The 26,158-nt window shown below is 65.0% G+C and carries 27 protein-coding genes and 1 pseudogene; 8 read left to right on the top strand and 20 right to left on the bottom strand.

Annotated elements, in window-relative coordinates:
- Positions 1-14 precede the first annotated feature (14 nt).
- The 6 genes from ASG20_RS10070 to ASG20_RS10045 form a co-directional block, all read right to left on the bottom strand.
- Positions 15-590, bottom strand: a complete 576-nt coding sequence (locus tag ASG20_RS10070; RefSeq protein WP_056051578.1) for a thymidine kinase — start codon at positions 588-590, stop codon at positions 15-17.
- Complete coding sequence (locus ASG20_RS10065) at positions 590-982, bottom strand: type II toxin-antitoxin system VapC family toxin (RefSeq protein WP_056051576.1); 393 nt, start codon at positions 980-982, stop codon at positions 590-592. Before ASG20_RS10065 ends, ASG20_RS10070 begins: the two co-directional genes overlap by 1 nt.
- A 5-nt stretch (positions 983-987) precedes the next feature.
- Entirely contained in the window at positions 988-1,251 is a 264-nt protein-coding gene (locus tag ASG20_RS10060; protein WP_056051574.1) for an AbrB/MazE/SpoVT family DNA-binding domain-containing protein, read from the bottom strand.
- A gap of 30 nt (positions 1,252-1,281) precedes the next feature.
- Entirely contained in the window at positions 1,282-1,671 is a 390-nt protein-coding gene (rbfA, locus tag ASG20_RS10055; protein WP_056051571.1) for a 30S ribosome-binding factor RbfA, read from the bottom strand.
- Between the two features lie 115 nt (positions 1,672-1,786).
- Positions 1,787-4,645, bottom strand: coding sequence for a translation initiation factor IF-2 (infB, locus tag ASG20_RS10050; protein WP_056051569.1), 2,859 nt, complete (start codon positions 4,643-4,645; stop codon positions 1,787-1,789).
- Positions 4,642-5,388 carry a DUF448 domain-containing protein gene (locus ASG20_RS10045; RefSeq protein WP_056051567.1) on the bottom strand — a complete coding sequence of 249 codons (747 nt, stop codon included), beginning with the start codon at positions 5,386-5,388 and terminating at the stop codon, positions 4,642-4,644. Before ASG20_RS10045 ends, infB begins: the two co-directional genes overlap by 4 nt.
- A gap of 131 nt (positions 5,389-5,519) precedes the next feature.
- On the opposite strand from ASG20_RS10045, the gene ASG20_RS10040 reads away from it, so the two are divergent.
- Positions 5,520-5,828 (top strand): GIY-YIG nuclease family protein, encoded by a 309-nt coding sequence (locus ASG20_RS10040; RefSeq protein ID WP_056051565.1) that lies wholly within the window; start codon positions 5,520-5,522, stop codon positions 5,826-5,828.
- Positions 5,829-5,958: 130 nt separating this feature from the next.
- Here the strand turns inward: ASG20_RS10040 and ASG20_RS10035 are convergent, their stop codons facing one another.
- The 3 genes and pseudogenes from ASG20_RS10035 to rimP form a co-directional block, all read right to left on the bottom strand.
- On the bottom strand, positions 5,959-6,198 hold the full coding sequence (locus tag ASG20_RS10035; RefSeq protein WP_056051563.1) for a tautomerase family protein: 240 nt from the start codon (positions 6,196-6,198) through the stop codon (positions 5,959-5,961).
- A 164-nt stretch (positions 6,199-6,362) separates the two neighbouring features.
- Positions 6,363-7,973: pseudogene (gene nusA / locus ASG20_RS10030) on the bottom strand (transcription termination factor NusA); the annotation flags it as partial.
- A complete protein-coding gene (rimP, locus tag ASG20_RS10025; RefSeq protein WP_056051561.1) occupies positions 7,973-8,569 on the bottom strand; it encodes a ribosome maturation protein RimP in 597 nt (198 codons plus the stop codon). The gene rimP and the pseudogene nusA, both read right to left, overlap by 1 nt.
- A gap of 178 nt (positions 8,570-8,747) precedes the next feature.
- On the opposite strand from rimP, the gene ASG20_RS10020 reads away from it, so the two are divergent.
- Positions 8,748-9,872, top strand: a complete 1,125-nt coding sequence (locus ASG20_RS10020) for a PQQ-dependent sugar dehydrogenase (RefSeq protein WP_082470879.1) — start codon at positions 8,748-8,750, stop codon at positions 9,870-9,872.
- 125 nt (positions 9,873-9,997) lie between these two features.
- Here the strand turns inward: ASG20_RS10020 and ASG20_RS10015 are convergent, their stop codons facing one another.
- Both ASG20_RS10015 and ASG20_RS10010 read right to left on the bottom strand, forming a co-directional pair.
- Entirely contained in the window at positions 9,998-10,399 is a 402-nt protein-coding gene (locus ASG20_RS10015; RefSeq protein WP_056051559.1) for a PaaI family thioesterase, read from the bottom strand.
- A complete protein-coding gene (locus ASG20_RS10010) occupies positions 10,396-10,851 on the bottom strand; it encodes a PaaI family thioesterase (protein WP_056051557.1) in 456 nt (151 codons plus the stop codon). Before ASG20_RS10010 ends, ASG20_RS10015 begins: the two co-directional genes overlap by 4 nt.
- A gap of 93 nt (positions 10,852-10,944) precedes the next feature.
- Between ASG20_RS10010 and ASG20_RS10005 the strand changes: the two genes are divergently transcribed.
- Positions 10,945-11,727 carry a crotonase/enoyl-CoA hydratase family protein gene (locus ASG20_RS10005; protein ID WP_056051554.1) on the top strand — a complete coding sequence of 261 codons (783 nt, stop codon included), beginning with the start codon at positions 10,945-10,947 and terminating at the stop codon, positions 11,725-11,727.
- A 199-nt stretch (positions 11,728-11,926) separates the two neighbouring features.
- Here ASG20_RS10005 and ASG20_RS10000 read toward each other — a convergent pair whose 3' ends face one another.
- From ASG20_RS10000 to ASG20_RS09975, 6 genes are all read right to left on the bottom strand, one after another.
- On the bottom strand, positions 11,927-12,280 hold the full coding sequence (locus ASG20_RS10000; RefSeq protein WP_056051552.1) for a hypothetical protein: 354 nt from the start codon (positions 12,278-12,280) through the stop codon (positions 11,927-11,929).
- Complete coding sequence (locus ASG20_RS09995) at positions 12,280-12,696, bottom strand: hypothetical protein (protein ID WP_231420247.1); 417 nt, start codon at positions 12,694-12,696, stop codon at positions 12,280-12,282. The genes ASG20_RS10000 and ASG20_RS09995 overlap by 1 nt, the downstream gene beginning before the upstream one ends.
- 40 nt (positions 12,697-12,736) lie before the next feature.
- On the bottom strand, positions 12,737-13,462 hold the full coding sequence (gene gloB, locus ASG20_RS09990) for a hydroxyacylglutathione hydrolase (RefSeq protein ID WP_056051551.1): 726 nt from the start codon (positions 13,460-13,462) through the stop codon (positions 12,737-12,739).
- Between the two features lie 7 nt (positions 13,463-13,469).
- Positions 13,470-13,886, bottom strand: a complete 417-nt coding sequence (locus ASG20_RS09985) for a VOC family protein (protein ID WP_056051549.1) — start codon at positions 13,884-13,886, stop codon at positions 13,470-13,472.
- A 145-nt stretch (positions 13,887-14,031) separates the two neighbouring features.
- Entirely contained in the window at positions 14,032-14,853 is an 822-nt protein-coding gene (locus tag ASG20_RS09980) for a hypothetical protein (RefSeq protein ID WP_156364210.1), read from the bottom strand.
- The gene (locus ASG20_RS09975) at positions 14,850-15,602 is read right to left on the bottom strand and encodes an alpha/beta fold hydrolase (protein ID WP_056051547.1); all 753 of its coding nucleotides are present in this window, start codon (positions 15,600-15,602) and stop codon (positions 14,850-14,852) included. The genes ASG20_RS09980 and ASG20_RS09975 overlap by 4 nt, the downstream gene beginning before the upstream one ends.
- Positions 15,603-15,805: 203 nt before the next feature.
- Between ASG20_RS09975 and ASG20_RS19380 the strand changes: the two genes are divergently transcribed.
- The gene (locus ASG20_RS19380; RefSeq protein ID WP_133030296.1) at positions 15,806-16,348 is read left to right on the top strand and encodes a hypothetical protein; all 543 of its coding nucleotides are present in this window, start codon (positions 15,806-15,808) and stop codon (positions 16,346-16,348) included.
- A gap of 249 nt (positions 16,349-16,597) precedes the next feature.
- Here ASG20_RS19380 and ASG20_RS09965 read toward each other — a convergent pair whose 3' ends face one another.
- Complete coding sequence (locus ASG20_RS09965; RefSeq protein ID WP_056053003.1) at positions 16,598-16,852, bottom strand: DUF6356 family protein; 255 nt, start codon at positions 16,850-16,852, stop codon at positions 16,598-16,600.
- Between the two features lie 26 nt (positions 16,853-16,878).
- A complete protein-coding gene (locus tag ASG20_RS09960; protein ID WP_056051543.1) occupies positions 16,879-18,276 on the bottom strand; it encodes a Mur ligase family protein in 1,398 nt (465 codons plus the stop codon).
- Positions 18,277-18,325: 49 nt separating this feature from the next.
- On the opposite strand from ASG20_RS09960, the gene ASG20_RS09955 reads away from it, so the two are divergent.
- Positions 18,326-19,141, top strand: coding sequence for an LD-carboxypeptidase (locus ASG20_RS09955; RefSeq protein ID WP_056051541.1), 816 nt, complete (start codon positions 18,326-18,328; stop codon positions 19,139-19,141).
- A 156-nt stretch (positions 19,142-19,297) separates the two neighbouring features.
- Here ASG20_RS09955 and ASG20_RS09950 read toward each other — a convergent pair whose 3' ends face one another.
- Entirely contained in the window at positions 19,298-19,861 is a 564-nt protein-coding gene (locus ASG20_RS09950; RefSeq protein ID WP_056051540.1) for a hypothetical protein, read from the bottom strand.
- 134 nt (positions 19,862-19,995) lie between these two features.
- On the opposite strand from ASG20_RS09950, the gene thrS reads away from it, so the two are divergent.
- The 3 genes from thrS to ASG20_RS09935 all read left to right on the top strand — a co-directional run bounded on the left by thrS (position 19,996) and on the right by ASG20_RS09935 (position 26,008).
- Complete coding sequence (thrS, locus tag ASG20_RS09945) at positions 19,996-21,984, top strand: threonine--tRNA ligase (RefSeq protein ID WP_056051539.1); 1,989 nt, start codon at positions 19,996-19,998, stop codon at positions 21,982-21,984.
- A gap of 121 nt (positions 21,985-22,105) precedes the next feature.
- Entirely contained in the window at positions 22,106-22,624 is a 519-nt protein-coding gene (gene infC / locus ASG20_RS09940; RefSeq protein WP_056051537.1) for a translation initiation factor IF-3, read from the top strand.
- Positions 22,625-23,089: 465 nt separating this feature from the next.
- Positions 23,090-26,008 (top strand): TonB-dependent receptor, encoded by a 2,919-nt coding sequence (locus tag ASG20_RS09935; RefSeq protein WP_056051535.1) that lies wholly within the window; start codon positions 23,090-23,092, stop codon positions 26,006-26,008.
- Positions 26,009-26,158: the final 150 nt, after the last annotated feature.

Raw genomic sequence — 26,158 nt, 5'->3', positions numbered from 1 at the left:
GGGAGGAGTGAAGCCTACCCCAAAGCCTCACAAAAATGCCGCCGACACAGCGCGACATAGCGGTCGTTCCCGCCAATCTCGGTCTGCTGCCCCTCGGCAATCGCCCGGCCACTCCCGTCGACCCGCAGGTTCATCGTAGCCTTGCGCCCACACCCGCAAACCGACTTGATCTCGACCAGCGAGTCCGCCAGCGCGAGCAACCGCGCCGATCCCGGGAACAGCGCCCCCTGGAAATCGGTCCGCAACCCGTACGCCAGCACCGGTATCCCGACCACATCACAGATATGCGCGAGCTGATCCACCTGCGCAGACGTCAGAAACTGCGCCTCATCCACCAGCACGCAGGAAATCGCGTCCTCGCCGTGCTGCCGAACCACGCAGGCCCCGATATCCGTCCCCGCATCGAACGCGATCGCCGGCGCTTCCAGCCCGATCCGCGACGTGATCGTCCCCGCCGCGAACCGATCGTCGATCGCTGCGGTAAACAGCATCGTCCGCATCCCCCGCTCGCGATAGTTGAAGTCCGCCTGCAACAGGTTCGTCGACTTCCCTGCGTTCATCGAGGCGTAGTAGAAATACAGCTTGGCCATCAGATCAGTGTCTCGATGCGGGCAGGCGGGGCGTCACCGGCTCGGCGGTTTAATCGGCGTTCGAACGTGGCAAACCGTCCGACCTGCCGCGCCGCTGCGATATGGATATAGTCCGCCAGTTCGCCCGCCTCCGCATAGCGGGCCAGAGCCCAGCGGATATCCTGATCGGCTTCGAACTGGACGAACGGCAAATCGCCAAAGTCGAGCAGCGCTGAGCAAACGCTGGTGCGATCGAAATGATATTTGGAACGCAGGACCCATTCGGTCTCAAGTAAAACCGTCATCCCTACGTAAAGAAGCTCGCGATTCGCCAGGCCGAGGGCAAGCGCGACCTGTGCGTCGTCATCGGCTACGATCAGGCGGACGACGATATTCGTGTCGACGGCAATCACGTCGCTCAGACTTTCCAATCGCGAAACAGCGTGCCGATGTCCATTGTCATGTCCTCGATGGCGATCGTTGGACCGTCATAACGAGGAACGCGCCGTCGGAATTCCTCGTAGCTGATCGTTTTGCGTGGCGGCTCGGGTGCTTCGAGGACGATGTGATGTCCGACTTGGCGCAGCATCAGCTTTGCACCAGCCTTCAGGTTCAACGCATCCCGCACGTCCTTGGGGATAACGACCTGACCCTTCGATGAAATGGTGACTTCGTTACCCATGGCCAAGCTTGCGCCTTACCCGGCTTACCGTCAATCTTCGGTCAGATCCCGTGCAACATGCGGATCACGCAACAACTGGTCGATGTGCGTGCCTTCGTCGAAGCTCTCGTCCGCGAGGAACTTCAGCTTGGCGGCATATCGCATCTGCACCCGGTTCGCGACTTCGCGCTGGAGGTAAGCGGTGTTGGTTCGCAGCGCCTTCAGCACTTTTTCCTCGTCCTTGCCGAGCAGCGGCTTCACGAAGACGGTGGCGTGGCGGAGGTCCGGGGACATGCGGACTTCGGTGATCGTCACAAGGTGCTTTTCGAGCACCGGATCGTGGACGTCGCCGCGCGCGAGGATGTCGGACAGCGCATGACGCGCCTGCTCGCCGACTCGCAACGAGCGGACGGCTTTTGCTTCTGGGGTATCGGTCTTCATCTTAAGCTCCCTCTCCCCCTCGGGGAGAGGGCGGGGGTGAGGGGTGCCGCATACGCCAGCGCCTGGGACAGCCCCTCACCCAACCCTCTCCCCGCAGGGGAGAGGGCTTTAGTCGTTACAAAGTACGTTCGCGCATCTCGACTTCAAACGTCTCGAGGACGTCGCCGGCCTTGATGTCGACGAAGTTCGACGTGAACGTCACGCCGCACTCAAGCCCCGCCCGGACCTCGGCGACATCATCCTTGAAGCGACGCAGCGATGCGATTTCGCCCTGGTAAATGATGACGTCGTTGCGCGTGATGCGTGCCTTGAGCGCCTTGCGGATGTTGCCCTCGGTGACGAGCAGACCTGCCGCCTTGCCGTGCTTGCCCGCCGAGAAGACCTCGCGGATATCGGCACGACCGACGACCGTCTCGAACGCTTCCGGCCCAAGCTCACCTGCCATCCCCGCCCGGATCTCGTCGATCAGGTCGTAGATCACATCGTAATATTTGAACGCGACCTTCTGGCGCTCGGCGATCTCGCGTGCCTTGGCGTTCGGACGGACGTTGAAGCCGATGATCGGAGCCCCCGAAGCGGCCGCCAACGTGACGTCCGACTCGGTGATGCCACCAACGCCCGAGCTCAGCACGCGCGCCTTGATCAGATCGGTGGAGATCTTGTTGATCGCCCCGACGATCGCCTCGACCGTGCCCTGCGTATCCGCCTTCACGACCAGCGGATATTCGATCGCCTGCTTTTCCTTCAGCGCCGAGAACATGCTCTCGAGGCTGGCAGGAACCGAAGCGGTCCGCTTGTCGGTCTTCACGCTGCGACGATATTCCGCGACTTCGCGGGCGCGTGCCTCGTTCTCGACCACCTGGAACGGATCGCCCGCCTGCGGGACACCCGACAGACCCAGGACCTCGACCGGCATCGCCGGACCCGCTTCCTTGATCTGCTTGCCCTTGTCGTCGACCAGCGCACGGACCTTGCCGCTCTCGCCACCGACCACGAAGATGTCGCCGACCCGCAGCGTACCGCGGTTGACGAGGATCGTCGCGACCGGACCACGGCCCTTGTCGAGCTTGGCCTCGATCACCGTACCCTCGGCGGCGCGATCCGGATTGGCGCGCAGTTCGAGCAGTTCGGCCTGGAGCTGGATCTTTTCGATCAACGCATCGAGGCCGATCTTCTTGGTCGCGGAGACTTCGACGTCCTGGACGTCGCCGCCCATGTCCTCGACCACGATCTCCTCGCTCAGCAGGCGCTCGCGCACCTTCTGGGCATTGGCGCCTTCCTTGTCGATCTTGTTGATCGCGACGATCATCGGCACGCCCGCCGCCTTGGTGTGGGCGATCGCCTCCACCGTCTGCGGCATCAGGCCGTCGTCCGCCGCCACCACCAGGATGACGATGTCGGTGACGTCCGCGCCACGCGCACGCATCTGCGTGAACGCCTCATGGCCCGGGGTGTCGAGGAAGGTGATCTTCGACTTGTCCTTCAGCGTGACCTGATACGCGCCGATGTGCTGGGTGATGCCACCCGCTTCGCCGCGCACCACGTCTGTGCCGCGCAGGGCATCGAGCAGCGACGTCTTGCCGTGATCGACGTGACCCATGATCGTGACGACCGGCGCGCGTGGCTTCAGCGTCTCCTCGGCATCGTCGATCGTGTCGTTGGCCAGATCCTGGTCGACATCGCTGACGCGCGTCAGGTTGTGGCCGAACTCGGTGACGAGCAACTCGGCGGTATCCTGGTCGATCGTCTGCGTCATCGTGACGGGCATGCCCATCTTGAACAGCGCCTTGACGAGGTCGGCCCCCTTCTCGGCCATGCGGTTGGCGAGTTCCTGCACCGTGATCGCCTCGGGGACGACGACGTCGCGGATCTGCTTGGCCTGCGCCTCGCGCGGACCACCGGTGCCACGACGCTCCTTCTCGCGCGCACGCTTCAGTGCGGCGAGCGAACGGGCGCGTGCACCATCACCATCGCCGAGCGCGCGGTTGACGGTGAGCTTGCCCGAGGTGCGACGATCGTCACCCTTGCGGTCACGCTGCTGCGGACGCGCAGGCACCGCATCGCGACGAACGCCACCAGCCGGAGCATTGATGCCCGTCGCGCCGGGGCGAGCCGCGGTCGTGCCGGCATTGGCAGCCGTGGTCGGCGCTGCGGCAGCGGGTGCTGCGACAGGCTTTGGCGGCGGCGGAGGACGCTCGGGACGCGCCACCGGCGAGAACCGGCGCGGTGCCGGGAACGCCGGATCGCGGGTCAGTTCCAAAATGGGCGGCGGTGCCGGCGGAGCAACAGGCGCCGGTGCAGGCTTGGGAGCCGGCGCAGGAGCCGCCACTACCGGAGCCGGCTTAGGTGCAGGCGCAGGTGCCGCGGCAACCGGTGCCGGGGCAGGCGCCGCAGCAACGGGAGCTTCGACCGGAGCCGGCGCAGGCGTGGGTGCCGCGACCGGAGCAGGAGCCGCTTCGACCACAGGTGCCGGTGCGGGCGCGGGTGCGGGCGGAGCCTCGACCGGCTTCGGCGCCTTGGCCTCAGCCTCGGCACGCGCACGATCGGCGACGCGGTTACGCTCGTCCTCGATCGCCTTGGCCCGTTCGGCTTCCTGGCGACGACGCCCTTCTTCCAGCGTGTTCATGCGCTGCTCTTCGGCCTCGCGGAGCAGCTTGGCCTGGCGCTCCTGCGGCGACAGATTGCTCTGCTGCTGACGCACGGGGGCGGGCGCAGGCTGCGGTGCGCGCGCCTGCGGTGCCGGGGCTGCGGGGGCAGCCGCCGGGGCGGGCGCGGCAACCGGTGCGGCATCCGCGACCTGCACGTCGGGCTCGCCCGGACGGCGCAGGACGCGCGCGCGCTTGGTTTCCACGATCACCGTATTCGATCGGCCGTGGCTGAAGCTCTGCTTCACCTGGCCGGTCTCGACCGTGCGCTTCACACCCAAAGGTGCGCGCATGCCAAGTTTCGGCTTCTCGTTGTCCGTGTCGCTCACTCAAATTCCTCAGTCATGTCCACGGCCGGGCGTGTTCCGGTCGATCCGGACGCCTGTTGTATCGGTGGCGCCCCATTTTGTGGTGACGCCGATGCGCCCTGCGAGGCCGTTTCGCAAGACACGGAAGAAGGTTCGGGGCCGATAAAATGCAGCCAACGGTCGAGCGCTTCGCTCACCCGCTTTGCTGCAGCGCGGTCGGTCAGGCCAATGTGTACCACATTTTCCCGCCCCAGCGCCAACGCCAATATGGTGCGCGATACCGGGAGTGCCAACCCCCGCAAACCCGAGCCCTCGACATCGTTGCCGATGCGCCACGCCTGATCGAGCTTGCGGTTGCCGTCCTCGGCCGCGTCGGACGCATGATACAGCGCCTTCAGCTTGCCCTGGCGTGCGTTCTGCTCGATCCGGTCGGAACCGATCAATACCGTCCCCGAGCGTGATTCGAGCCCGAGCCGGTCGAGCGCGTTACGCTCCAACGCGGATTCGATCTTGGCGGGAAGCTCGGGATCGATGGTGAACTCGCCGGTCTTGAACGCGCGGGAAAGAGCGCCCTTGAGCTTACCCTTCTTGATCGCGGCTTCGAGCTCGATCCGAGTCACGCCGATCCACGCGCCACGGCCGGGAGCCTTGGCGCGGACATCGGGCAGGATCTGGCCATCGGGCGACAACGCGAGTCGCACGAGGTGGGGCCGCACGTCGCGCTCACCCGAGAGAATGCATTTGCGGATGGGTTCGTCGGTCATGCGGCGATCCCTTCGACACGCGAATGGGTGGATGCCGGAACTAGTCCGGCATGACGGAGAGCGTTAGGCCGACGGATATATCCGTCACCCCGGACTTGTTCCGGGGTCCACGGTGCCGCACTCTCCAAGCCATGAGGAACAGACAGCCCTGCGTCTATATCCTCTGTAACGCCTACAATGGCACGCTGTACGTCGGCGTCACGTCCAACCTGATTGGCCGAATCCTCCAACACCGCGAAGGCACCTTCGAAGGCTTTACCAAACGCCACGGCATCATCCGCCTGGTCTGGTACGAAATGGCCGACACGATGGAAGCCGCGATCGCGTCCGAGAAGCGAATCAAGAAGTGGCACCGCGACTGGAAAATGAACCTGATCGAGCGCGACAACCCCCACTGGGACGATCTCGCAATCGCGTTGGGTTTCGACCCGCTGCCCTAAGTCACCCCCGACATGCCGGATTAGTTCCGGCATCCACGGCTCCGCAAACCCATCAGCCGTAGAGAATGCCGGCCGGTGGACCCCGGAACAAGTCCGGGGTGACGGAGAATAGGTGGTACGGCCTAGCGCCTCATCGGGAGGGTTCCGCATGTGCGTCCTCCTGCGCCGGAGTTGCTTTCGCGGCGTCGCGATCGACCAGCAGATGGCCGCCCGCGCCGTAATTCTCGGTCGAAACCTCCTCGATCACGATCTGCACCGCAGCCGGGTTCTTTCCCAGCCGCTGCACGAGCGACTGGGTGACGTCGGCGACGATGCCGGACTTCTGGTCCTTGGTGGCGGACCCCGAGATGCGGATGCTGACGAACGGCATCAGGCCTTGTCGCCCTCGCTCTTCGTGTCGGTCTTGTCCGCAGCGTCCTCGACCGAAGCGTCGTCCGCCGAAGCGTCCTCAGCCACGGCGTCGTCGGCCGTCGCCTCTCCAGTCGCAGTGTCCTCGACCACGGCGTCATCAGCCGAAGCCTCTTCCACCGGAGTCTCGTCCGCCTCGACTTCTTCAGCCGAAGCCTCTGGCGCCTCGTCCTCGAACCAGTGCGCACGCGCGGCCATGATGATCTCGTTGCCCTGCTCGTCGCTCAGGCCGTACTCCGCGAGAATCCCGCCCTTGGGCTCGGGACGCTTCGGCGCATCCTCGTTGCGACGACGTGGCTCGACGCGCTTCTTCTCGACCAGCTCGTCGGTCGCCAGATCGGCAAGGTCGTCGAGCGTCTTGATGCCCGCCTTGCCGAGCGTGACCAGCATCGCCTCGTTGAGATACGGCATGCCGGCCAGCGCGTCCTCGACGCCGAGCGCGGTACGCTCCTCGCGGCTTGCAGCGTCGCGACGCTCCAGCGCCTCGGTCGCACGGTTCTGCAACTCGCCCGCCAGGTCCTCGTCGAAGCCCTCGATGCCAGCGATCTCCTCGACCTCGACATACGCGACCTCTTCGAGGTTCGTGAACCCTTCGGCGACCAGTAGCTGCGCGAGCGTCTCGTCGACGTCGAGCTCCTTCTCGAACATCGCCGAGCGCTCGACGAAGTCCTTCTGGCGCTTCTCCGATGCATCCGCCTCGGTGAGGATGTCGATGGCCTTGCCGGTCAGCTGCGACGCGAGCCGCACGTTCTGGCCACGACGGCCGATCGCCAGCGACAGCTGGTCGTCGGGAACGACCACCTCGATGCGCTCTTCTTCCTCGTCGATCACGACGCGCGACACGGATGCCGGCTGCAATGCGTTGACGACGAAGGTCGCGATATCCGGCGACCAGGGGATGATGTCGATCTTCTCGCCCTGCATTTCCTGCACGACGGCCTGAACGCGCGAGCCCTTCATGCCGACGCACGCGCCGACCGGATCGATGCTCGAATCATGCGAGATGACGCCGATCTTCGCGCGTGAACCCGGATCGCGGGCCGCGGCCTTGATCTCGATGATGCCGTCGTAGATCTCGGGCACTTCCTGCGCGAACAGCTTCTTCATGAAATCGGGGTGCGCGCGGCTGAGGAAGATCTGCGGCCCACGGTTCTCGCGGCGGACGTTCAGGATCAGCGAGCGGATGCGGTCGTTGACGCGCACCACTTCGCGCGGGATCTGCGCGTCGCGGCGGATGACGCCTTCTGCGCGACCCAGGTCGACGACGACATGGCCGAACTCGACACGCTTGACGACGCCGGTGATGATCTCGCCCGCGCGGTCCTTATACTCTTCGAACTGGCGCTCGCGCTCGGCGTCGCGGACCTTCTGGAAGATGACCTGCTTGGCGGCCTGTGCGGCGATGCGGCCGAACTCGATCGGGGGCAGCGGATCGACGATGAAGTCGCCGAGTGCGGCGTCCTTCTGGAGCTTCTGCGCGCCCTTGACGTCGACCTGCTTGAAATAATCGTCGACCGCCTCGACCACTTCGACGACGCGCCACAAGCGCAGATCGCCGGTGTTCGGATCGAGCTTCGCGCGGATGTCGTTCTCGGCGCCGTAGCGCGAGCGCGCGGCGCGCTGGATCGCGTCCTCCATTGCCTCGATCACGATCGCCTTGTCGATCATCTTCTCCGACGCGACCGAATTCGCGATCGCGATCAGTTCCGCGCGGTTTGCGGTGACTGCCGTGGCCATCAATGCTGTCCTTCTTCGGTGTCGGCCTCGTGAGCATCGGGCTCATCGGTGGGCGTATCTTGATAGAAAACCTCGTCCGCGCCTTCGATCGAAAGCGGCGCGGTCGCGGCGATGAGACGGTCGGTCATGACGAGCTTGGCGTCGGCGACCTGCGAAAAGTCGATCGTCATGAGCTTGTGCTTGTTGACGTCGACGGTGATCTTCGTCCCTTCGACGCCCATCAAATTGCCCGAGATCTGCTTGCGATCCTCGAACGGCTCGACGAGGCGGATGCGCGCCTCCTGGCCTTCCCAATCGGCAAAGTCCTGCAACCGCGTCAGCGGGCGATCGATACCGGGGCTCGACACCTCGAGGCGGTACGCGTCCTCGCCGACCGGATCCTTGCCCTCGGCTTCGAGCGCATCGAACTTGTCCGAGATGCGGCGCGACAGCTCGGCGCAATCCTCGATCACCAGCTGGCGGGTGTCGGGGCGCTCGGCCATCACCTGCAACGTCGGATCGGACTTGCCGCCCTGCATGCGCACGCGCACGAGGCTGAGGCCGAGCGCGGTCGCCTCGGGTTCGATCAGGTCGGTCAGCAGGGCGATATTCGCCATCGAAATTCCAAACAGGGCCAAAGCACAGGTGATTGCCGCCGCGGAGCAAGCCCCGCAGCCTCTTCATCTGGCGATGTAGAGAAGTGGTGCCTCTATACGCGGGGTGGCGCTGCTCCGCAAGCGGGAGCAACCTTCGTTTAGTACGCTGCGTTAGCGCAGGGATTTCCGGGAGAAGATCATGATTCGCCAAACGCTGTTTGCCACCAGCCTGCTGACAACCACACTGCTCGCCTCGACCGCCTGTTCCGCGCAACCGGCCGCGGCGGGCAAGCCCTTCAAGGAAACCGTGGTCGCCGACTTCGATTCGCCCTGGGCAATGACGTTCCTGCCCGACAAGCGCATGCTCGTGACCGAGAAGAAGGGCCAGATGCTGCTGGTCTCCGCCGACGGCAGGTCGCGCCAGACGGTCGCGACGCTCACCGTCGATTCGGCCGGGCAGGGCGGTCTGATGGATGTCGTCCTCGCGCCCGACTTCGCGACCAGCCAGCGCGTGTATTTCAGCTATTCGACGGCCGGCGAGGGCGGCAAGGGCGTCGTCCTCGCGCGCGGTCGCCTGCGTCCGGATGGTGGCGGCGGCACGCGTCTCGGCGAGATCGAGGCGCTGTTCAGCGCGCGGCCCTTCGTAGAGGGCAACGGCCATTACTCCGGCCGGATCGCCTTCTCGCCCGACGGCAAATACCTGTTCTTCACCAACGGCGAGCGCCAGAAATTCACGCCTGCGCAGGACCCGAAGGTGACGCTCGGCAAGGTGCTGCGCCTCACGCTTGACGGCAAGCCCGCCCCCGGTAACCCGCTCGTCGCAAAGGGCTTCGCGCCCGAGATCTGGAGCTACGGCCACCGCAACCTACTCGGCATCGCGTTCGACGCGCAGGGCAATCTCTGGGAGCAGGAGATGGGGCCGAAGGGCGGCGACGAGGTCAATCTGATCAAGCCCGGCCTCAACTATGGCTGGCCCAACGCGTCTAACGGCAGCAACTATGACGGCACCGACATTCCCGATCACAAGCCCGGTGACGGTTACGAGCCGCCCAAGGTGTTCTGGAACCCCGTGATCTCGCCCGGCGGCCTGATGATCTATTCGGGCAGCATGTTCCCGCAGTGGAAGGGCGACGCGTTCATCGGCGGGTTGTCGTCGAAGTCCCTCGTCCGCGTAGACCTTAACGGTACCAACGCGGCAAAAGGCGACCAATGGGACATGGGCGCGAGGATCCGCGAAGTCGAACAAGGCCCCGACGGCGCGATATGGGTGCTCGAAGACGGCGGCGATTCACAAGGCCGCCTGATCAAACTTACCGCGAAATAACCTAAATTCCCCTCCCGCTTGCGGGAGGGGTCAGGGGAGGGCGCGACGTACGTACTGGCGTCCGGTCTGTGAGGCACACCCCTCCCCAGACCCCTCCCGCTAAGCGGAAGGGGAGCAGAAGCGTGCTAGTCCCGCACGATCAGGTAGTTCATCCGCGCCGCGGCAATCGGCTTCTCCCGCTCGTCCTGCCACGCGGTCGCCTCGACATTCGCAACCCGGTTTCCCAACCGCGTCACCACGCCCGCCGCCCGCGTCGGCTTGTCCCGCCCACCGCGCATGAAATCGACCGTGACGTTCACCGGCTTGATCCGGGCTTCGGAGCCAGTGGCACCCTCAGCCTCCAACGCATGCTGCAAAGCCGCGATCGCCGCCATCTCCAGCAACCCCGAGATCGCACCACCATGCAAAAACCCCGGCCGCCCCAGCACGTCGTCGGCAAACGGCATCAGCAACACAGGAGGCGCGCCGTCCTCGGCTTCGACCGACACGCGGAGAATCTCCGCATAGGGCGGCAAGCCGATCGTCATGCCTCGATCCTTCTGTTGAGACCCATGCCGGCGACATCGCCCACCACCATGAACGTCCCCGCGACATGCGCCAGCGGATCGTCCGGATCGCCGTCATGCGCCTGCCCGCGGACGAACGCGATCGAGCGCGTGATCCGGTAGCATTCGCCGCGCCCGATCACCGTCTTGCCCGGCGTCGCCGGCCGCAGATAATCAACGCGCAGGTCGAGCGTGGCATGCGGCACGAACGCGTTGCGCTTGATCCAGATCGCCAGACTCGTCGCCATGTCCATCATCGTGATGATCGGCCCCGACGCGATCACGCCGCTCGCGCGGTCGCCGATCAGCCGTTCGTCATAGGGCAGCGCAAGCTCCGCCCAGTCGTCGCCATGCGCATGATAGCGCATCCCCAGCGCGGCGCCGTGCCCGCCGAACCCGCGCGTCGCAAACCATTGTGGATCAAAACCAGCCATTGCCCGCCTCTACACGCCGGGTGGCCGCGCGCAACATTGCGGGCGGACCCAGGCGCGGTTAGCGTTCGCGCAAAGATCGAGAGGATCGCTACTATGAACGACCGGGTCACGATCACCGTCACCGAGGGCATCGCCGACGTCCGCCTTGCGCGCGCCGACAAAATGAACGCGATCGACCCAGCGATGTTCGAAGGCATCGCCGCCGCGATCGACCGGCTCAAGGGGATGACGGACGTTCGCTGCGTCGTCCTCTCGGGCGAGGGCAAGGCATTCTGCGCCGGCCTCGATATGGCATCGATGGCGAACGGCGGCTCGGGGTTGGCGCTAGGCGACCGCACCGAGGAGGGTGCCAACCTCGTCCAGCAGGTCGCGTGGGGCTGGCGCACCTTGCCGATGCCGGTGATCGCCGCAGTCCACGGCGTCGCGTTCGGCGGCGGCTTCCAGATCATGTCGGGCGCCGACATCCGCATCGCGCATCCGGGTGCGCGCTTCGCGATCCGCGAGACGTATTGGGGTCTCGTCCCCGACATGGCCGGCATCGCGTTATGGCGCACGCTCGCCCGCGACGACGTGCTCCGCGAGCTCACCTACACCGCCCGCGAGTTCGATGGCGCGGAAGCGTTGCGCTACGGCTTCGTCACGCGGCTGTCCGAAGACCCGCTCGGCGAGGCAATGATGCTCGCCCGCGAGATCGCGGCGAGGAACCCCCACGCGATCCGCGGGTCGAAAGCGCTCTATAACCTCGCGGCGGATGCGGACGCGGTGGCGGTACTCCACGCGGAAACCGAAGAGCAGCTGAAGGTCATCCGCACGCCCAACCAGGTCGAGCAGGTCCGCGCGAACATGGAAAAGCGGGCGGCGGTATTCGAGGACTGAGCCCTCCCGCCCCTCCGTCATCCTGACGAAAGTCAGGATGACGGAGGGGGGCGACGTTCGGCCTTACTTCTACCACCCCGGCGGAGGCCGGGGCCCAGTTGGAAAAGTCGTTGTAACGGAGCGCTATCTTGCGCCATCATCGTCCCCCAACTGGGCCCCGGCCTCCGCCGGGGTGGCGAGTGTGTAGCGTGGGACGCCCCTACTTCACCTTGTCGTACGGCGTGAAATCCCGGAACCGGCAATATCCCGACGGAATCGACATACCCCCGGACACCGTCCGAAACCGATCGTTCCGACATAATTGCCCGCCATAGACGTCAACGATCAACGTATCGAGCGGCCGCAACGAAGCACACTCGCCGACCGGCCCCGTCTTCCAGATCCGCTTGCCCGATTGCCGATACAGGATCGTCTGCGAATCGACGATCTCAGGCCCGTTGAGCTGCTGAAGGTCGATGCACCGCACCGGTGCCCCTGCAATGCGCCCCTCAAGCGGGTCCGATCGGCCGGCGAGAAGAGGCAGCGCCAACGCCGCGAGGAACAGCGCGCGCATCATGGCTTCCGATACGGCACGAAGTCGCCAAAGCTGCAACTCCCGGTCGGAAAGCGCGAGGTCTGATCGAACGTCTGCGCGATATCGCCGCGGCACAGCTGCCCGCTTGGCGTCCGTGTCACCAGGATATCGCCGCGCGCGATCCCCTCGCAGCCACCCACGGTGTCGCTCCGATAGACCAGCCCCCGATTCACTCGGTACAGGATAGTCGCGCCGTAGCCCGAGCTCTGCTTCTGCGGAAACTGGCTGATGCACGATTCAGGCTTGCCCGGTACCAGCCCGGCGAGTTCCTTCGCCAGCTTCTCCTGCACGCCAGCCTCGCGGACCTGCGCGCGCTCGACCTCCGCCTGGGTCTGCGTGCAGGCACCGAGCATGACGGCCGGCAATATCAAGAGTGGCAGGGTTCGCATCCGCATCGCAACGCTCCTCAAAATCCCCGCCACCCTCATGCGCTCTTTATCCGCGAAACGCATCCTTCGCCGCACGATAGTCCGCAAGCTGCTCGACCGATGTCGCCCGCAGGAACGGGTTGGTCGCCCGCTCGCGCCCGATCGTCGTCGGCACGGTAGGCTCACCCTTCGCGCGCGCCGCATCGACCTCGACCATCCGCGCGACGATGTCCGCATTGTCCGGCTCGGCGACCAACGCATAGCGCCCGTTGCTCTGCGTATATTCGTGCCCGCAGAACACTTCGGTCTCGTCCGAAAGCGTCGCGTATCGCTGCATGTTCGCGAACATGTCCGCCGGCGTGCCCTCGAACAGCCGCCCACAGCCCATCGCGAACAGCGTGTCCCCGGTGAAGATCGCCGCATCGTCGGCGAAGTGGAACGCGATATGCCCCTGCGTATGCCCCGGCACCGTCATCACGGTCGCCTCGTGCGCACCCAGCCGGACGACATCGCCTTCGCCGACCTGCTCGTCGAGCGTCGGGATCTTGTCCGCCTCCGCCGCCGGGCCGACGACGGTTGCGCCATACGCCTTCATCTCGGCATTGCCGCCGGTATGATCGGGATGCCAGTGCGTCGTCCACACCCGGTCGATCCGCCAGTCGCGCTTCTTCGCGGCGGCGATCACCGGCCCCGCCTCGCCCGGATCGACCACCACCGTCTCGCCCGAGACGGTGTCGTGGATCAGCCAGGCGTAATTGTCGGAGAGGACGGGGACGCGGACGATATCAAGCATCAGCGTGTTACCACTTGCCGGTGTTCGGCATCGACGCCCACGGCTCGGCGGGATCGAGCGGACGATCGGCCTGCAACAGTTCGATCGAGATGTTGTCGGGCGTCCGCACGAACGCCATGTGACCATCGCGCGGCGGCCGGTTGATCGTCACGCCCGAGTCCATCAGCCGCTGGCAGGTGTCGTAGATGTTGTCGACGCGGTAGGCGAGGTGACCAAAGTTGCGACCCTCGTCATACTCCTCGGGGTCCCAATTGTGCGTCAGCTCGACCTCGGCACCCTCGTCGCCCGGGACCGACAGGAAGATCAGCGTGAACCGACCCTTCTCGTTCTCCATCCGGCGGACCTCCTTGAGGCCGAGCGTCTCGAAGAACGCGATCGTCTTCGCCGGGTCGGTCACGCGGATCATCGTGTGGAGATATTTCATGCTGGCTCCGAGGGTTGTTCGGACCAGCAGATAGGAACGGCTGGAGTGGCGTGAAAGGGTAGGGCTCCCAAGGAAGCTTGTTTCCCCGCGAAGGCGGGGACCCAGTCTGGGCTCCCGCCTTCGCGGGAGAACAAGGAAGCGGGCGCTAGCGTCCGATCGGCGTGCTGGGACGAGGCGCGCTAGCCTGCCCGTCGAACTGCTTCAACGCCGCCACCGCACTACGCCCCACCGGCGTATCCGGCGCCAGCCGAGCCGCCTGACCCCACGCCGCCCGCGCGCCGTCCTCGTCGCCCGCCAGCGCGGCGATATTCCCCGCCTCCAGCTGCACCGAAGCATCGTCCGCCGACCGCCGCAACGCCTCGCTGATATCCTTCTTCGCGCGCGCCGGATTGCCCTCGCGCCGCGCCAGCGTCGCCGACAACAGCCACGCGAGCGGATCGTCCGCCGCATTGGTCAGCGCCAGATCGATATCGGTCCGCGCCGACTCCAGGTCCCCCGTCGCGACCAGCGCGCGCGCATGATCGAGCTGCGCCTCGCCCAGCGGCAAGCCGGTCAGCGTCCCCGCGGTCAGCGCCGAATCGAGCGCCACACGCGCCTTGGCCGGGTCGGCCGCCGCCAGCCACGCATTGCCCGCCTGCGCCCAATAGGTCGCAGCGCCGGCATTCTTGGCGAGCTGCGCCGCCCGCGCGGCCTCCTCGAATTCGCCCGCCGCCGCCGGCCACGCCTTTTCCGCGGCAAATGCGAGCCCCGCACATTCGCGCGCGGCAAAGCGCCCGCCCGCGATCCGCCACCGCGCCGCCTCGGCCCGCGCCGCCGCCGGATCGGTCTGGACGAGCGCGATGCAGCGCTGCAACCGGTCGGTGCGGATATCGAGCGGCCCGGCCTGCGCCGGCGCCAAGCCAGAGGTCTGGCCAGTGGCTTGGCCAGCGGTCTGAGCCGCAGCGAGAGCGAGCAAAATCAAGATCATAGGGCGGCGATCACATCCTCGACCGCCCGGATGATGAGGGAGATGTCGCTGTCGCGCGACAGGCGGTGGTCGCCGTCCTTGACCAGCCACGTCTGCACGTCGGCTGAACGCAACAGCTCGGCGAGGCGCGCGGTGCGGTGCCACGGCACGTCCGGATCGCGCTGTCCCTGGACCAGCCGGACCGGACCATCGAACGCGATCTCGCCGAACATCAGCCGGTTCGCCTCACCCGACGACCAGAATGCGCGGGTATATACCGTCGGTTTGGGACCATAGGGGTTCTTGCGCTCGAGCCGCCCATTGCTGAGCAGCGTCATCTTCTCGTCGGTGGTGAAACCCCAGTCGGTGAAGTCGGGCGCCGGAGCGATCCCGACCAACCCCTTGACTAGGTCGGGGCGCAGCTTGGCCACCATCAACATCAGCCACCCGCCCAGCGACGATCCGAGCAGGATCGCGGAGCCCTCGGCCAGCGCGTCGATCATCGCCAGCACGTCGTCGCGCCAGTCGACCAGCGTCTGGTCCTCGAACGCCCCCTCACTCTGGCCGCACCCCCCATAATCGAACCGCAGGAACGCGCGCCCCTCGGACTTCGCCCAGGCTTCGAGCGTGACCGCTTTGGTCCCGTTCATGTCCGACGCATAGCCCGACAGGAACACCAGGGTCGGACCCGTTCCAGGCGTGTGATGATAGGCGAGGCGAGGGCGCTCCTTGACGGGAGGCGTGGGCGTGGATGGAAGCGTGTCGGTCATTGCCTCGCCTTAGCTTGGCTGCGCTGCTGTTGGTAGCCGAACCCATGAACTGCGCATCCAATGATATCCCCCAGGCGGATCGCACTTCTACATGCACGAATGATATGGAACATTACGAGACGGTTGGGGGTGTGGCATAAGTTTGGGTGATAAGGTTTGACCCAAATCCCAAACCTGTTACAACGACCCAATAGGAGCGACCGATGGTGGATTCGTCATGGCTGGAGAAGGCGAGAGATTTGCGTCAGCAGGCCTATGAGGCACTGCAGGCTACGCCGGCATATGCGGCATTCAAAGCCTTCGATGACGCAGTTGTAGGTCTGGGCGGGGCACCATTCTTCGAGGCCAGCCCTCACGCGCAGCCAGTTAAGGTTGCAGCGGCACGCGCTTTGGACGCTGCGGTAAAGCGCACCGCAGATAGTCGTAAGCTATCTCAAGGCGATGCAGCCGAACTAGTGCTGATGCAGCATCAAGAGCCTCTGCCGATCGTCCGGTTGATGGAGGAAGTGCAGGCGAAAGGTGCAGAGATCGGTGGAACGGATCCGCTGAACAATTTTCGTTCGACGGTATCGAAGGATCCTCGGTTCCGCACCTCGAAGCGCAACAACATGTATTTCTGGTGGCTGACGGATCAACCGTTGCCGCCTCAATGGAATGAACCGACAGACCCAGATTTGCTTACCGCGTCTGTCGGATCATCATCGCACTCAGACCAGGAGACCGCCAATGCGGATCATAATACCTAGTTGAGCCTAAAGGCTACCGGGGGAAACAGGTCTGGACACCTGCCAACCTCGCAGCCCCGTTGGGGGTGAAATAACTATCATCAATCATTTCCGCCGGGCGTCGGGAAGACGCCCGGCCATTTCAGTTTATACGCCAAGCAAGGAAAAGCGCAACTGACCGTGTCTCACTTGCTGGGTGGGCGAGTTCGACGTTCGCAATCTTCACATCTTATTTTAGCGGCTGTCGACGGATAGCTTTTTTCAAGCGCTTTAAATGATGAACTCGACCGTCTTCATCTGCGTCTGATCGGCCGCCACCGCGCCGCGCTTCTCGACCATTTGCCGGTGCAGTTCGGCGACCGTGTCGCTCCCGCGCGTCTTGCACCACGCGGGCACGAACGCGTGGACCAGCGCACCGAGGCCGCCCTTGATCATCGTTATGCCGAACCGCCCGGCGACGCCGAAATGCTCGGTGTAACTCTCGCCGACGGTGTCGGGGTGGTCGAGGAACAGGCGGCGGAACATCATTGGTCTCCTAAGCGGTGATCGTATCACCGTGCGGCCAAAGCGTCGACCATGCCGCTGGCGAGCACGCTCAGCGTGTCGTCGCGCGCGCCCATCACGACGATGCGGTCGCCCGGACGCGCTTCCGCGACCAGCGCCGCGGCGGCTTCGGCGCGGTCGGCGATGTGCCGCGCGTCACGACGTCCCTCCATTATCTGCGCGACGATGTCGGCGCTGGTGACCTCGCGCGCGACCGTCCCGCCATAATAGGCCGGGTCGGGCAGGACGAGCACGTCGTCCTCTGCCATCCGTTCGACGAAGGTGGCGACGAGTTCGGGCCCCATCACCTTCAACGGGCCATAGCCGTGCGGCTGGAAGAACAGCAGCAGTCGCCCAGGGAACGCGTGGAGCGTATCGAGCGTCGCGGCGATCTTGTCGGGGTTGTGCCCGAAATCGTCGATCACCGCGACCCCACCCGCCTCTCCGACGAGATCGAAACGGCGGCGCAGGCCCGTGAACCCCGCGATCGCCTTGACCGCATCGGCCAGCGATACGTCCGCCGCCATCGCCGCACCGATCGCGGCGAGCGCATTCGACACGTTGTGTCGGCCGGGGACGGCAAGCTTCACCGGCGTCCGGACACCGCGCGAGACGATGTCGAAGCGGATCGCGAACGGCTCGGGCTTCAAATTCTCGGCGCGCAGATCGGCCGACGCGTCGATCGCGAACGTCGTGACCTGACCACGTGGCAGGCGCGCCGCGAGCGCCGCCGCATCGGGATCGTTCGCGTTCACTATCGCCGTCTCGGCCTTGGCGATGAAGTCCCCGAACAGCACGCGCAGTTCCTCGAGCGACTTGTGGTCGAGGCTGACATTGTTCAGCACCGCGATCTTCGGCGCATAGCCCGCGATCGATCCGTCGCTCTCATCCACTTCGCTGACGAACGCTTCACCTTCTCCGACCAGCGCACTCGCGAACGGCGCGTCGGGGGTTGCGAAGTTCTTCATCACCGCGCCGTTCATCACCGTCGGATCGCGCCCGACGGCGTGGAGGATCCAGCCGATCATCCCGGTGACGGTCGACTTGCCGCTCGTGCCCGCGACACCGATCGACAGGCGGCTGTCGTTGAACAGCGACGCCAGCATGGCCGCGCGGGTTGAGCGCGTGCAGCCTAACGCGTCCGCGGCGATCATGTCCGGCACGGTCGCCTCGATCGCCGCGGAGGCAATGACGAGCTGGTCGGCCGTGACGATCCCGCTGCCGTCCTGCGGGAACAGCGCGACGCCCTTTGCAGCGAGGTCGTCGAACTTGGCGGGGACGCGGCCCTGGTCGAGGTTGCGGTCCGAACCCGCGACGGTCGCGCCGCGGCCCGCGAGGATCATCGCGAGCGGCATCATGCCCGAGCCACCGATGCCAACGAAGAAACAGGGTTTGCTGATATCCATCGGCCCGCGATATGGGCGGTTTGGTAACGGGGCAAGGTCGGGAACAACAATGCGCATCGGTGTCCTCGCCGCGTCGAGCCGAACCAATCCCGCGGCGATCGCCAAGATCACCGCGTATGCGGCTAGCGCGTTCCCCGAGGTTGAACTCGTCTTTCACCCGCAGTGCCTGGAGACCGACGGCCATTTCGCCGGCTCGGACTTTCGGCGGGCGGGGGCGTTCCTCGAATACGCCAACGATCCTGCGTTCGATGCGCTCTGGTTCCTGCGTGGCGGCTACGGGGCGAACCGGATCCTCGCGATGGTCATGCCCGAACTCGGCCGTGCGGCGCGGCACAAGACATATCTCGGCTATTCCGACGTGGGCTTCCTGCTCGGCGCGCTGTACGCACGGCGGATGGGGCGGCCGGTCCACGGGCCGATGGTCAGCGACATCAACCGGCATGACGGCGAGGCGACGGTCGCACGGTCGCTCGGCTGGATGGTGCGCGGCGATCGGGCTGGGCTGGAGCCGGGGCTCGACGGGCGGCCGTCTGCGGCGTTCAACCTCAGCATCCTGACGTCGCTGATCGGCACGCCGTGGCTGCCCGACCTGACCGATCACGTGCTGATCGTCGAGGAAGTGTCGGAGCCGCTGTATGCGATCGACCGGATGTTGTTCAAAGTCGCCAACGCTACGCAGTTGAAGGGGGTTGCGGGGCTGCGGCTGGGTGCGGTAACGGCGGTGCAGGATAATGATCCGCCTTGGGGCGAGACGCTCGACTACATGATGATCCGCTGGTCGCGGGACATGGGGGTGCCGTATTTGGGACGGGCGGAGATCGGGCATACGCAGGCGAACCATGTCGTGCCGTTCGGGGTGGTCTGAGCGAGGCATCTGATTGCATCTGACCTTGCTCTACCCAGGCGGAGGCCGGGGCCCGATTGGAACGGTGGTAGTAACGGGGTGCAATCCTCCGTTAGCGACGTTCTCCCAATTGGGCCCCGGCCTTCGCCGGGGAGGTAGTTGCGGTACGATCGCCTGCTATTGTGCTGCAATCGGATCGATCACCTGCATTCCGCCGAACGGCACCTTGGGCTGCCCCGGCACCGTATAGCTCCCCGCGACCTGCTCCACCGCCCAGGCGCGTAAATTCGCCACCACCTCCACGCGCTGCAACCGATCCCGCTCCCGCATGAACACGACCAGATCGTCGCGCCGGTTGCAGTCGCGCGCGTCGGTGGTCGCGCACGGCGTATAAAGGATCGCCAGCGCCACGATCTTCCCGCTTGGATCGAGCACCGTCGCGCCTTTCTCCGGACAGCTGTGCGCGCGGCACGCGGTGAAGCGGTACAGTTCCCCGATCCGCGTCGGTTCGTCGGGTGGCCCGTGCAGCACCTCGATCTGCTGATCCGCGACGTCGCCGTTTGCGTAAAGATACGACGCCTTACGCTTGCCGATGAACCTTCGGACCGCGGCGGTGAACGCCGGCGCCATGACCAGCTCGTTCGTATCGCGGCAGGCCGCCAACCTCGGCGGCGCGCATGTCCCAGCAGGGCCAGCAGCAGGCGCGGCAGCGGCAGACAGCATCATCAGCAGACCCAGCATCGCACTCTCCCAAAACGCCCAGGCACTCCCCGGTCCGGCGCATGTCCGTCTGGAGTAGCCCTGTGCGCGTATCACCTTATATACACGCCGTGCGCGGATCGGTCCGCGCACGTCATCCCGAGAGAAAGTCTCCCATGTCTGCAATGTTCCGAATCACGCTGCCCGACGGTTCCGTCCGCGAGGTTGCGCCCGGGACTACCCCCGCGGATGTCGCCGCGGCGATCGGGCCGGGCCTCGCCAAGGCCGCGCTCGCCGCGCGCATCGACGGGCAGGTACGCGATCTCAACCGGCCGTTCGAGGGCGACACCGCGCTCGCGCTGGTGACCGCGCGCGACGAGGCGGATGCGCTCGAATTGGTCCGTCACGATCTCGCGCACGTCATGGCCGAAGCGGTGCAGCACCTGTTCCCGGGCACGCAGATCACCTTCGGTCCGGCGACCGACGACGGCTTCTACTACGACTTCGCGCCGAAGGATCGCCCGTTCACGGACGAGGACCTGCCCGCGATCGAAGCCGAGATGCGCGCGATCATCGCCCGGAACGAGCCGTTCCTGCGCGAGGTCTGGTCGCGCCAGCAGCTGATCGACCGCTGGACGCAGCAGGGCGAAAGCTTCAAGGCCCAATGGGCCGCCGAACTGCCCGAGGGCGAGGAACTCACGATCTACCGCCAGGGCGAGTGGCTCGACATGTGCCGCGGGCCTCACATGGCCTCGACCGGCAAGCTCGACCCCGCCGCGTTCAAGCTGACGCGCGTGTCGGGCGCGTACTGGCGCGGCGACCAGAAGAACGCGATGCTGTCCCGCATCTACGGCACCGGCTGGCTCAACAAGAAGCAGCTCGACGCGCATCTGCTGCGGATTGAGGAAGCGGCCAAGCGCGATCATCGCCGCATCGCGCAGGAAATGGACCTGTTCCATCTGCAGTCCGAAGCGCAGGGCTCGGTGTTCTGGCATCCCAAGGGCTGGGTGATGTGGCGCCAGCTCGAGGCGTATATGCGCCGCAAGCTCGACGCGGCCGGCTATGCCGAGATCAAGACGCCGCAGCTGATGGACGCCAAGCTCTGGGAGGCGTCGGGCCATTGGGGCAAATTTCGCGAGAACATGTTCGTGGTCCCCGACGAGGTGCCCGGGATCGATCCGAACGCCCCCGTGCTGACCGGCAAGGGCGACCTGATGGCGCTGAAGCCGATGAACTGCCCCGCGCACGTCCAGGTCTTCCGCCAGGGGATCAAGTCGTACCGCGACCTGCCGCTGCGGCTCGCCGAGTTCGGCTGCTGCCACCGCAACGAGCCGCACGGCGCGCTGCACGGCATCATGCGCGTCCGCCAGTTCACGCAGGACGACGCGCACATCTTCTGCACGCCCGAGCAGATCGTCGCCGAGACGCGCGCGTTCTGCGAACTGCTCGACGCGGTATACCGCGACCTGGGTTTCGCCGATTACATGGTGAAGCTTGCGTTGCGCCCCGACAATCGCGCCGGCGACGACGCGCTGTGGGACCGCGCGGAGGGTGATCTGCGCGAGGCATTGACGCTTGCCGGGCTGATGGAGGATCGCTTTCAGTTCGAGGAGCTGCCGGGCGAGGGGGCGTTCTACGGTCCGAAGCTCGAATTCCACCTGACCGACGCGATCGGCCGGACGTGGCAGTGCGGGACGTTGCAGCTCGATTACGTGCTGCCAGAGCGACTCGACGCGTCGTACGTGGGCGCGGACGGCGAGCGGCATCGCCCGGTCATGCTTCATCGCGCGATCCTCGGCACGTTCGAGCGCTTCCTCGGCATCCTGATCGAGCATCATGCCGGTCGCTTCCCGCTCTGGCTCGCGCCGGTACAGGCGGTGGTGGCGACGATCGTGTCGGATGCCGACGACTATGCACTGGAGGTCGCGGCGAAGCTGAAGGCGGCCGGGATCCGCGTCGAAACCGATCTCCGCAACGAGAAGATCAACTACAAGGTGCGCGAGCACAGCCTTGCGAAGGTGCCGAACCTGCTGGTCGTCGGCAAGCGCGAGGCCGAGGAGGGCAAGGTCGCGCTCCGCACGCTAGGTAGCCAGGCACAAACCATCCTGACGCTCGACGAGGCGATCGCGCGTCTTGCGGTCGAGGCACGCGCACCCGATATGTGATCCAACGGGGCCGGCTATTCGCCATCTGTTCGGGCGCACGTTTCTGCGCTATAGACCGGCCCAAATATTGTCTGAAACTTCAGGAGCAACCCCCATACGTCCTCCCACGATACGCCGGCCGATGCAGACGCCCGCAATGAACGGCCCGCGATTCAACGAATTCATCCAGAGCCAGAAGGTCCGCGTGATTGATCACGAGGGCGAGAATCTGGGCGTGATGTACACGCGCGAAGCGATCGAGCAGGCAGCCGAGCATGGCCTCGACCTGGTCGAAGTGTCGCCCAACGCCGATCCGCCCGTCGCCAAGTTCCTCGATGTCGGCAAGTTCAAGTACGAGGCGCAGAAGAAGGCGAACCTCGCACGCAAGTCGCAGAAGACGCAGGAGATCAAGGAGATCAAGATGCGTCCGAATATCGACGACCATGACTATGACACGAAGATGAAGAAGGTGAACGACTTCATCGGCGAGGGCGACAAGGTCAAGATCACGCTGCGGTTCCGCGGTCGCGAACTCAGCCACGGCCAGCTCGGCATGAATCTGTTGAAGCGCGTTCAGGACGATGTCGCGGAGATCGCCAAGATCGAGGCGTATCCGCGCATGGAAGGCCGCCAGATGCTGATGGTGCTCGCACCCAAGTAACTGCGTGGCGGCTTCGTGCCGCGACGATGTGAGCTTTGAAAGGCTGGTTGGTCCCGACGGACTGGCCGGCCTTTTTCTTGTCTGCAATTCTTCCGGGCGCGCATCGGTCAGGCGACGGGAGCGTCCAGCTGGTCGCCGTCGCGGCGATCCGCAGGATCGGCGTCACGGCCGCAACGATGCTTTGCTGCCAAACATATTGCGCGCTGCCTGGCACATGCGGCTGGCTTGAGCCGGTACGTTGGTCTGCTCCAAGGTCGTTCGGTAACGCCATGTAACGCCGCCGGACAAAACGTTGCAATTTGAAACTAGGGTTTGGCCGCTGCCACGGTGTGGCGGTTTGGAGACACGATCTTCGAAAATCTATTTCCGTATGCGGAAATCACTAGACGCGCAGGGCGTAATCTCTCTACCAATGCTCCAAACCATAAGTTCGAAAACATTCGAACACATCAGGAGAGAGTGCCGATGCGTATGATCGCATATCTGTTGTCCGCTGCTGCGACTGCGGCCATTGTAACACCGGCACTCGCGCAGCAGGCGACCTCGACCGTCGAGGCGCAGGCCACGCCATCGCAGGGAACGGCGAACGCATCGGTCGCCGGCCAGACCAATGCGGCGACGGATGCCGACACGACGCGTGCGGCCACCGCGGCGACCGATGCCGACGCCGGGGTCAATGCGAGCGACATCGTGATTACCGCGACCCGCCGCTCCGAGCGTCTGTCGAACGTGCCGATCGCGGTTTCGGCGGTCGGCCAGGAAGCGCTCCAGAATTCGGGCGGCAGCGACATCCGCTCGCTCAACCAGCTTGCGCCGTCGTTGCTCATCTCGTCGACCGGTAACGAATCGAACGCGTCCGCGCGTATTCGCGGAATCGGTACGGTGGGCGACAATCCCGGCCTCGAAAGCTCGGTCGCGGTCTTCATCGACGGCGTCTATCGCAGCCGCACCGGCGTCGGTCTCAACGAACTGGGCGAGATCGACCGCGTCGAGGTTCTGCGTGGCCCGCAAGGTACGCTGTTCGGTCGCAACGCCTCGGCGGGTCTCATCAACATCATTACCCGCTCGCCCGAGTTCGACTGGCACGGCAACGCCGAGGCGACCTATGGCAATTACGATCAGAAGCGCCTCGCCGGCGGCATCACCGGTCCGCTGATCGCCGACAAGCTCGCCTTCCGCGTCGACGGCGTCTTCGTGAAGCGCGACGGTTTCTACAAGAACGTCACGGCGGCGAACGGCAGCGAAAGCCGCGTCAATGACCGCGATCGCTATTTCGTTCGCGGGCAGTTGCTGTTCAAGCCGACCGAGACCTTGAGCTTCCGCCTGATCGGTGATTATTCGCACCGCAAGGAAAGCTGCTGCGGTGCGGTGTATTACAACCAAGTCGAGACGACCGATCCCACGCCGAACGCCGCGGGCGTCGCGCCGTTCTTCGGAACGGTCAACGCAGATGGCGCGGTGGTCAACAACGCCACCAACCGCATCGTCGATATCCTGCGTCGCCAGGGCGCGGCGTTCCCGCTGGCCGGCAACAGGCCCGATCCGTTCAACCGCGATGTCGCGATCACGCCGGGTCAGACGTTCCGGAATACGACCAAGGATTATGGCGGCTCGTTGCAGGCCGACTGGGATCTCGGCGGCGCCACGCTGACGTCGATCACGTCGTATCGCCAATACAAGTCGGGCAATGCCGGCGATGTCGATTACACCAACGTCGACCTCACGCACCGCGCGGGCGACGGCAACGCGTACCGCCAGTTCAAGACTTTCACGCAGGAAGCGCGCCTGCAGGGCTCGCTGTTCAACGACAAGCTCGACTGGCTGGTCGGCGGCTTCTACTCGAACGAGAAGCTGAAGCTGGTCGATAACGTCGTCTTCGGCGCGCAATACGGGCAATTCGCTGCCTGCCGCCTCGTCGCAACGGTCAGCCCGGTTGCTGCGCTCCAGAACCAGAACAATCCGGGCTGCATGAGCGCCGCTGGACGCGCGACGATTGGCGGCGCCTTTGGTCCGGCAGGTGGCCTGATCACGTCGGCACTCGATCGTCTGACCGGCGGTCCGGGCCTTGGCGGCGGCGTCAACAACGTCGGCGACTCGGGCTCGATCTATCGCCAGAAGAGCGAGAATTATGCGTTCTTCACACACAATATCCTGCATCTGACCGACACGTTGTCGCTGACCGGCGGTCTGCGCTACACGCATGAAACGAAGAAGTTCAACGCCAAGTTCAACAACAACAACACCGTCTGCCCGATCCAGCAGGCGGCACTCGCACCGCTGACGCTGACGCAGAGCGGCGCCACCGGGTTCGCGCAGGGCATCGTCACGCTGACCTGCACGGGTAACTCCAGCCCCGCGCTGAACGCCTTGAACCTGAACGACAGTTTCGGCGACGGTGAATTCACCGGCACCGCGGTCCTGTCGTGGAAGCCGTTCACCAAATTGCTGACCTACGCATCGTACGCGAAGGGCTACAAGGCGGGTGGCTACAACCTCGATCGCTCGGATCTGGGTGGCGTCAACGGCGTGCTCTCGCCGCGTAGCAACGCCGATGCGTCTGGCCTGCGCTTCAACGCGGAGAAGGTGAACAATTACGAGATCGGCGCGAAGTTCAACACGCGTGGCTTCACCTTCAATGTCGCCGCGTTCCGTGAAGAGTTCACCGATTTCCAGCTCAACACCTTTAACGGCTCGATCTTCGTCGTTCAGAACATCGAGGCGTGTAAGGACAATCTCAACGGGCTCGACAGGGACAATGGCTTCAACCCCGTTACTGGCGCGCAGACGGGAACATGCCCGACCAACCGCTCGAAGAAGCCTGGCGTGATCTCGCAGGGCGTCGAACTGGAAGCGACGATGTCGCCGATCAAGCAGGTCACGTTCACCGCAGGCTACACCTATGCAGACACGCATTTCCGCAAGAACCTGATCGGCAGTTCGACGACCGGTGAAGCGCTCGACCGCGCACTTTTCCTGCTGCCGGGCAGCCAGCTGTCGAATGCGCCCAAGAACGTCGTCACCACGTCGTTTGCATGGACTCCGGATATCGGTGCGAACGGCATGTCGGGCCTGTTCTACGTCGATAGCCGCCTGTCATCCGACTATAATACGGGATCGGACTTGGCCCCGGAGAAGAAGCAGGACGGCTTCGCTGTGGTCAACGCGCGCGTCGGTCTGCGCGGCAAGGATCAGGTCTGGGCGCTCGAATTCTGGGCGCAGAACGTGTTCAACAAGAACTACATCCAGGTCGCGTTCAACACGCCGTTCCAGGGCGCGGGGTCTTCGGCCAACGTTGCAGCCTATGGCGGCACCGGCAACGCGCTCTACTCGGCATTCCTCGCCGAGCCACGCACCTACGGCCTAACGCTGCGCTCGCGCTTCTGATCGGGTGACTGCGTGAAGAGCCGGTTCGCAGTTCGCTGCGGGCCGGCTTTTTCGTGTCTATGAGAGGCGCGAGGGCACAGCCTCTTGTTCTCCCGCGAAAGCGGGAGTCCAGGATACCAAGCGCTGCGTTCCGTTGCCCTGGACTCCCGC

The organism is Sphingomonas sp. Leaf198 (assembly GCF_001424005.1).
Taxonomy (GTDB): Bacteria; Pseudomonadota; Alphaproteobacteria; order Sphingomonadales; family Sphingomonadaceae; genus Sphingomonas.
Note: the sequence above shows the minus strand (reverse complement) of the source record. Positions and strands in the feature narration are given on the sequence as shown.

Excerpts from the sequence above, each read along its gene's own strand:
- ASG20_RS10070 (WP_056051578.1), bottom strand. The coding sequence starts at position 590 with ATGGCCAAGCTGTATTTCTACTACGCCTCGATGAACGCAGGGAAGTCG.
- ASG20_RS10060 (WP_056051574.1), bottom strand. The coding sequence starts at position 1,251 with ATGGGTAACGAAGTCACCATTTCATCGAAGGGTCAGGTCGTTATCCCC.
- rbfA (WP_056051571.1), bottom strand. The coding sequence starts at position 1,671 with ATGAAGACCGATACCCCAGAAGCAAAAGCCGTCCGCTCGTTGCGAGTC.
- ASG20_RS10045 (WP_056051567.1), bottom strand. The coding sequence starts at position 5,388 with ATGACCGACGAACCCATCCGCAAATGCATTCTCTCGGGTGAGCGCGAC.
- ASG20_RS10040 (WP_056051565.1), top strand. The coding sequence starts at position 5,520 with ATGAGGAACAGACAGCCCTGCGTCTATATCCTCTGTAACGCCTACAAT.
- ASG20_RS10035 (WP_056051563.1), bottom strand. The coding sequence starts at position 6,198 with ATGCCGTTCGTCAGCATCCGCATCTCGGGGTCCGCCACCAAGGACCAG.
- rimP (WP_056051561.1), bottom strand. The coding sequence starts at position 8,569 with ATGGCGAATATCGCCCTGCTGACCGACCTGATCGAACCCGAGGCGACC.
- ASG20_RS10020 (WP_082470879.1), top strand. The coding sequence starts at position 8,748 with ATGATTCGCCAAACGCTGTTTGCCACCAGCCTGCTGACAACCACACTG.
- ASG20_RS10015 (WP_056051559.1), bottom strand. The coding sequence starts at position 10,399 with ATGACGATCGGCTTGCCGCCCTATGCGGAGATTCTCCGCGTGTCGGTC.
- ASG20_RS10010 (WP_056051557.1), bottom strand. The coding sequence starts at position 10,851 with ATGGCTGGTTTTGATCCACAATGGTTTGCGACGCGCGGGTTCGGCGGG.
- ASG20_RS10005 (WP_056051554.1), top strand. The coding sequence starts at position 10,945 with ATGAACGACCGGGTCACGATCACCGTCACCGAGGGCATCGCCGACGTC.
- ASG20_RS10000 (WP_056051552.1), bottom strand. The coding sequence starts at position 12,280 with ATGCGCGCGCTGTTCCTCGCGGCGTTGGCGCTGCCTCTTCTCGCCGGC.
- ASG20_RS09995 (WP_231420247.1), bottom strand. The coding sequence starts at position 12,696 with ATGCGGATGCGAACCCTGCCACTCTTGATATTGCCGGCCGTCATGCTC.
- gloB (WP_056051551.1), bottom strand. The coding sequence starts at position 13,462 with ATGCTTGATATCGTCCGCGTCCCCGTCCTCTCCGACAATTACGCCTGG.
- ASG20_RS09985 (WP_056051549.1), bottom strand. The coding sequence starts at position 13,886 with ATGAAATATCTCCACACGATGATCCGCGTGACCGACCCGGCGAAGACG.
- ASG20_RS09980 (WP_156364210.1), bottom strand. The coding sequence starts at position 14,853 with ATGATCTTGATTTTGCTCGCTCTCGCTGCGGCTCAGACCGCTGGCCAA.
- ASG20_RS09975 (WP_056051547.1), bottom strand. The coding sequence starts at position 15,602 with ATGACCGACACGCTTCCATCCACGCCCACGCCTCCCGTCAAGGAGCGC.
- ASG20_RS19380 (WP_133030296.1), top strand. The coding sequence starts at position 15,806 with ATGGTGGATTCGTCATGGCTGGAGAAGGCGAGAGATTTGCGTCAGCAG.
- ASG20_RS09965 (WP_056053003.1), bottom strand. The coding sequence starts at position 16,852 with ATGTTCCGCCGCCTGTTCCTCGACCACCCCGACACCGTCGGCGAGAGT.
- ASG20_RS09960 (WP_056051543.1), bottom strand. The coding sequence starts at position 18,276 with ATGGATATCAGCAAACCCTGTTTCTTCGTTGGCATCGGTGGCTCGGGC.
- ASG20_RS09955 (WP_056051541.1), top strand. The coding sequence starts at position 18,326 with ATGCGCATCGGTGTCCTCGCCGCGTCGAGCCGAACCAATCCCGCGGCG.
- ASG20_RS09950 (WP_056051540.1), bottom strand. The coding sequence starts at position 19,861 with ATGCTGGGTCTGCTGATGATGCTGTCTGCCGCTGCCGCGCCTGCTGCT.
- thrS (WP_056051539.1), top strand. The coding sequence starts at position 19,996 with ATGTCTGCAATGTTCCGAATCACGCTGCCCGACGGTTCCGTCCGCGAG.
- infC (WP_056051537.1), top strand. The coding sequence starts at position 22,106 with ATGCAGACGCCCGCAATGAACGGCCCGCGATTCAACGAATTCATCCAG.
- ASG20_RS09935 (WP_056051535.1), top strand. The coding sequence starts at position 23,090 with ATGCGTATGATCGCATATCTGTTGTCCGCTGCTGCGACTGCGGCCATT.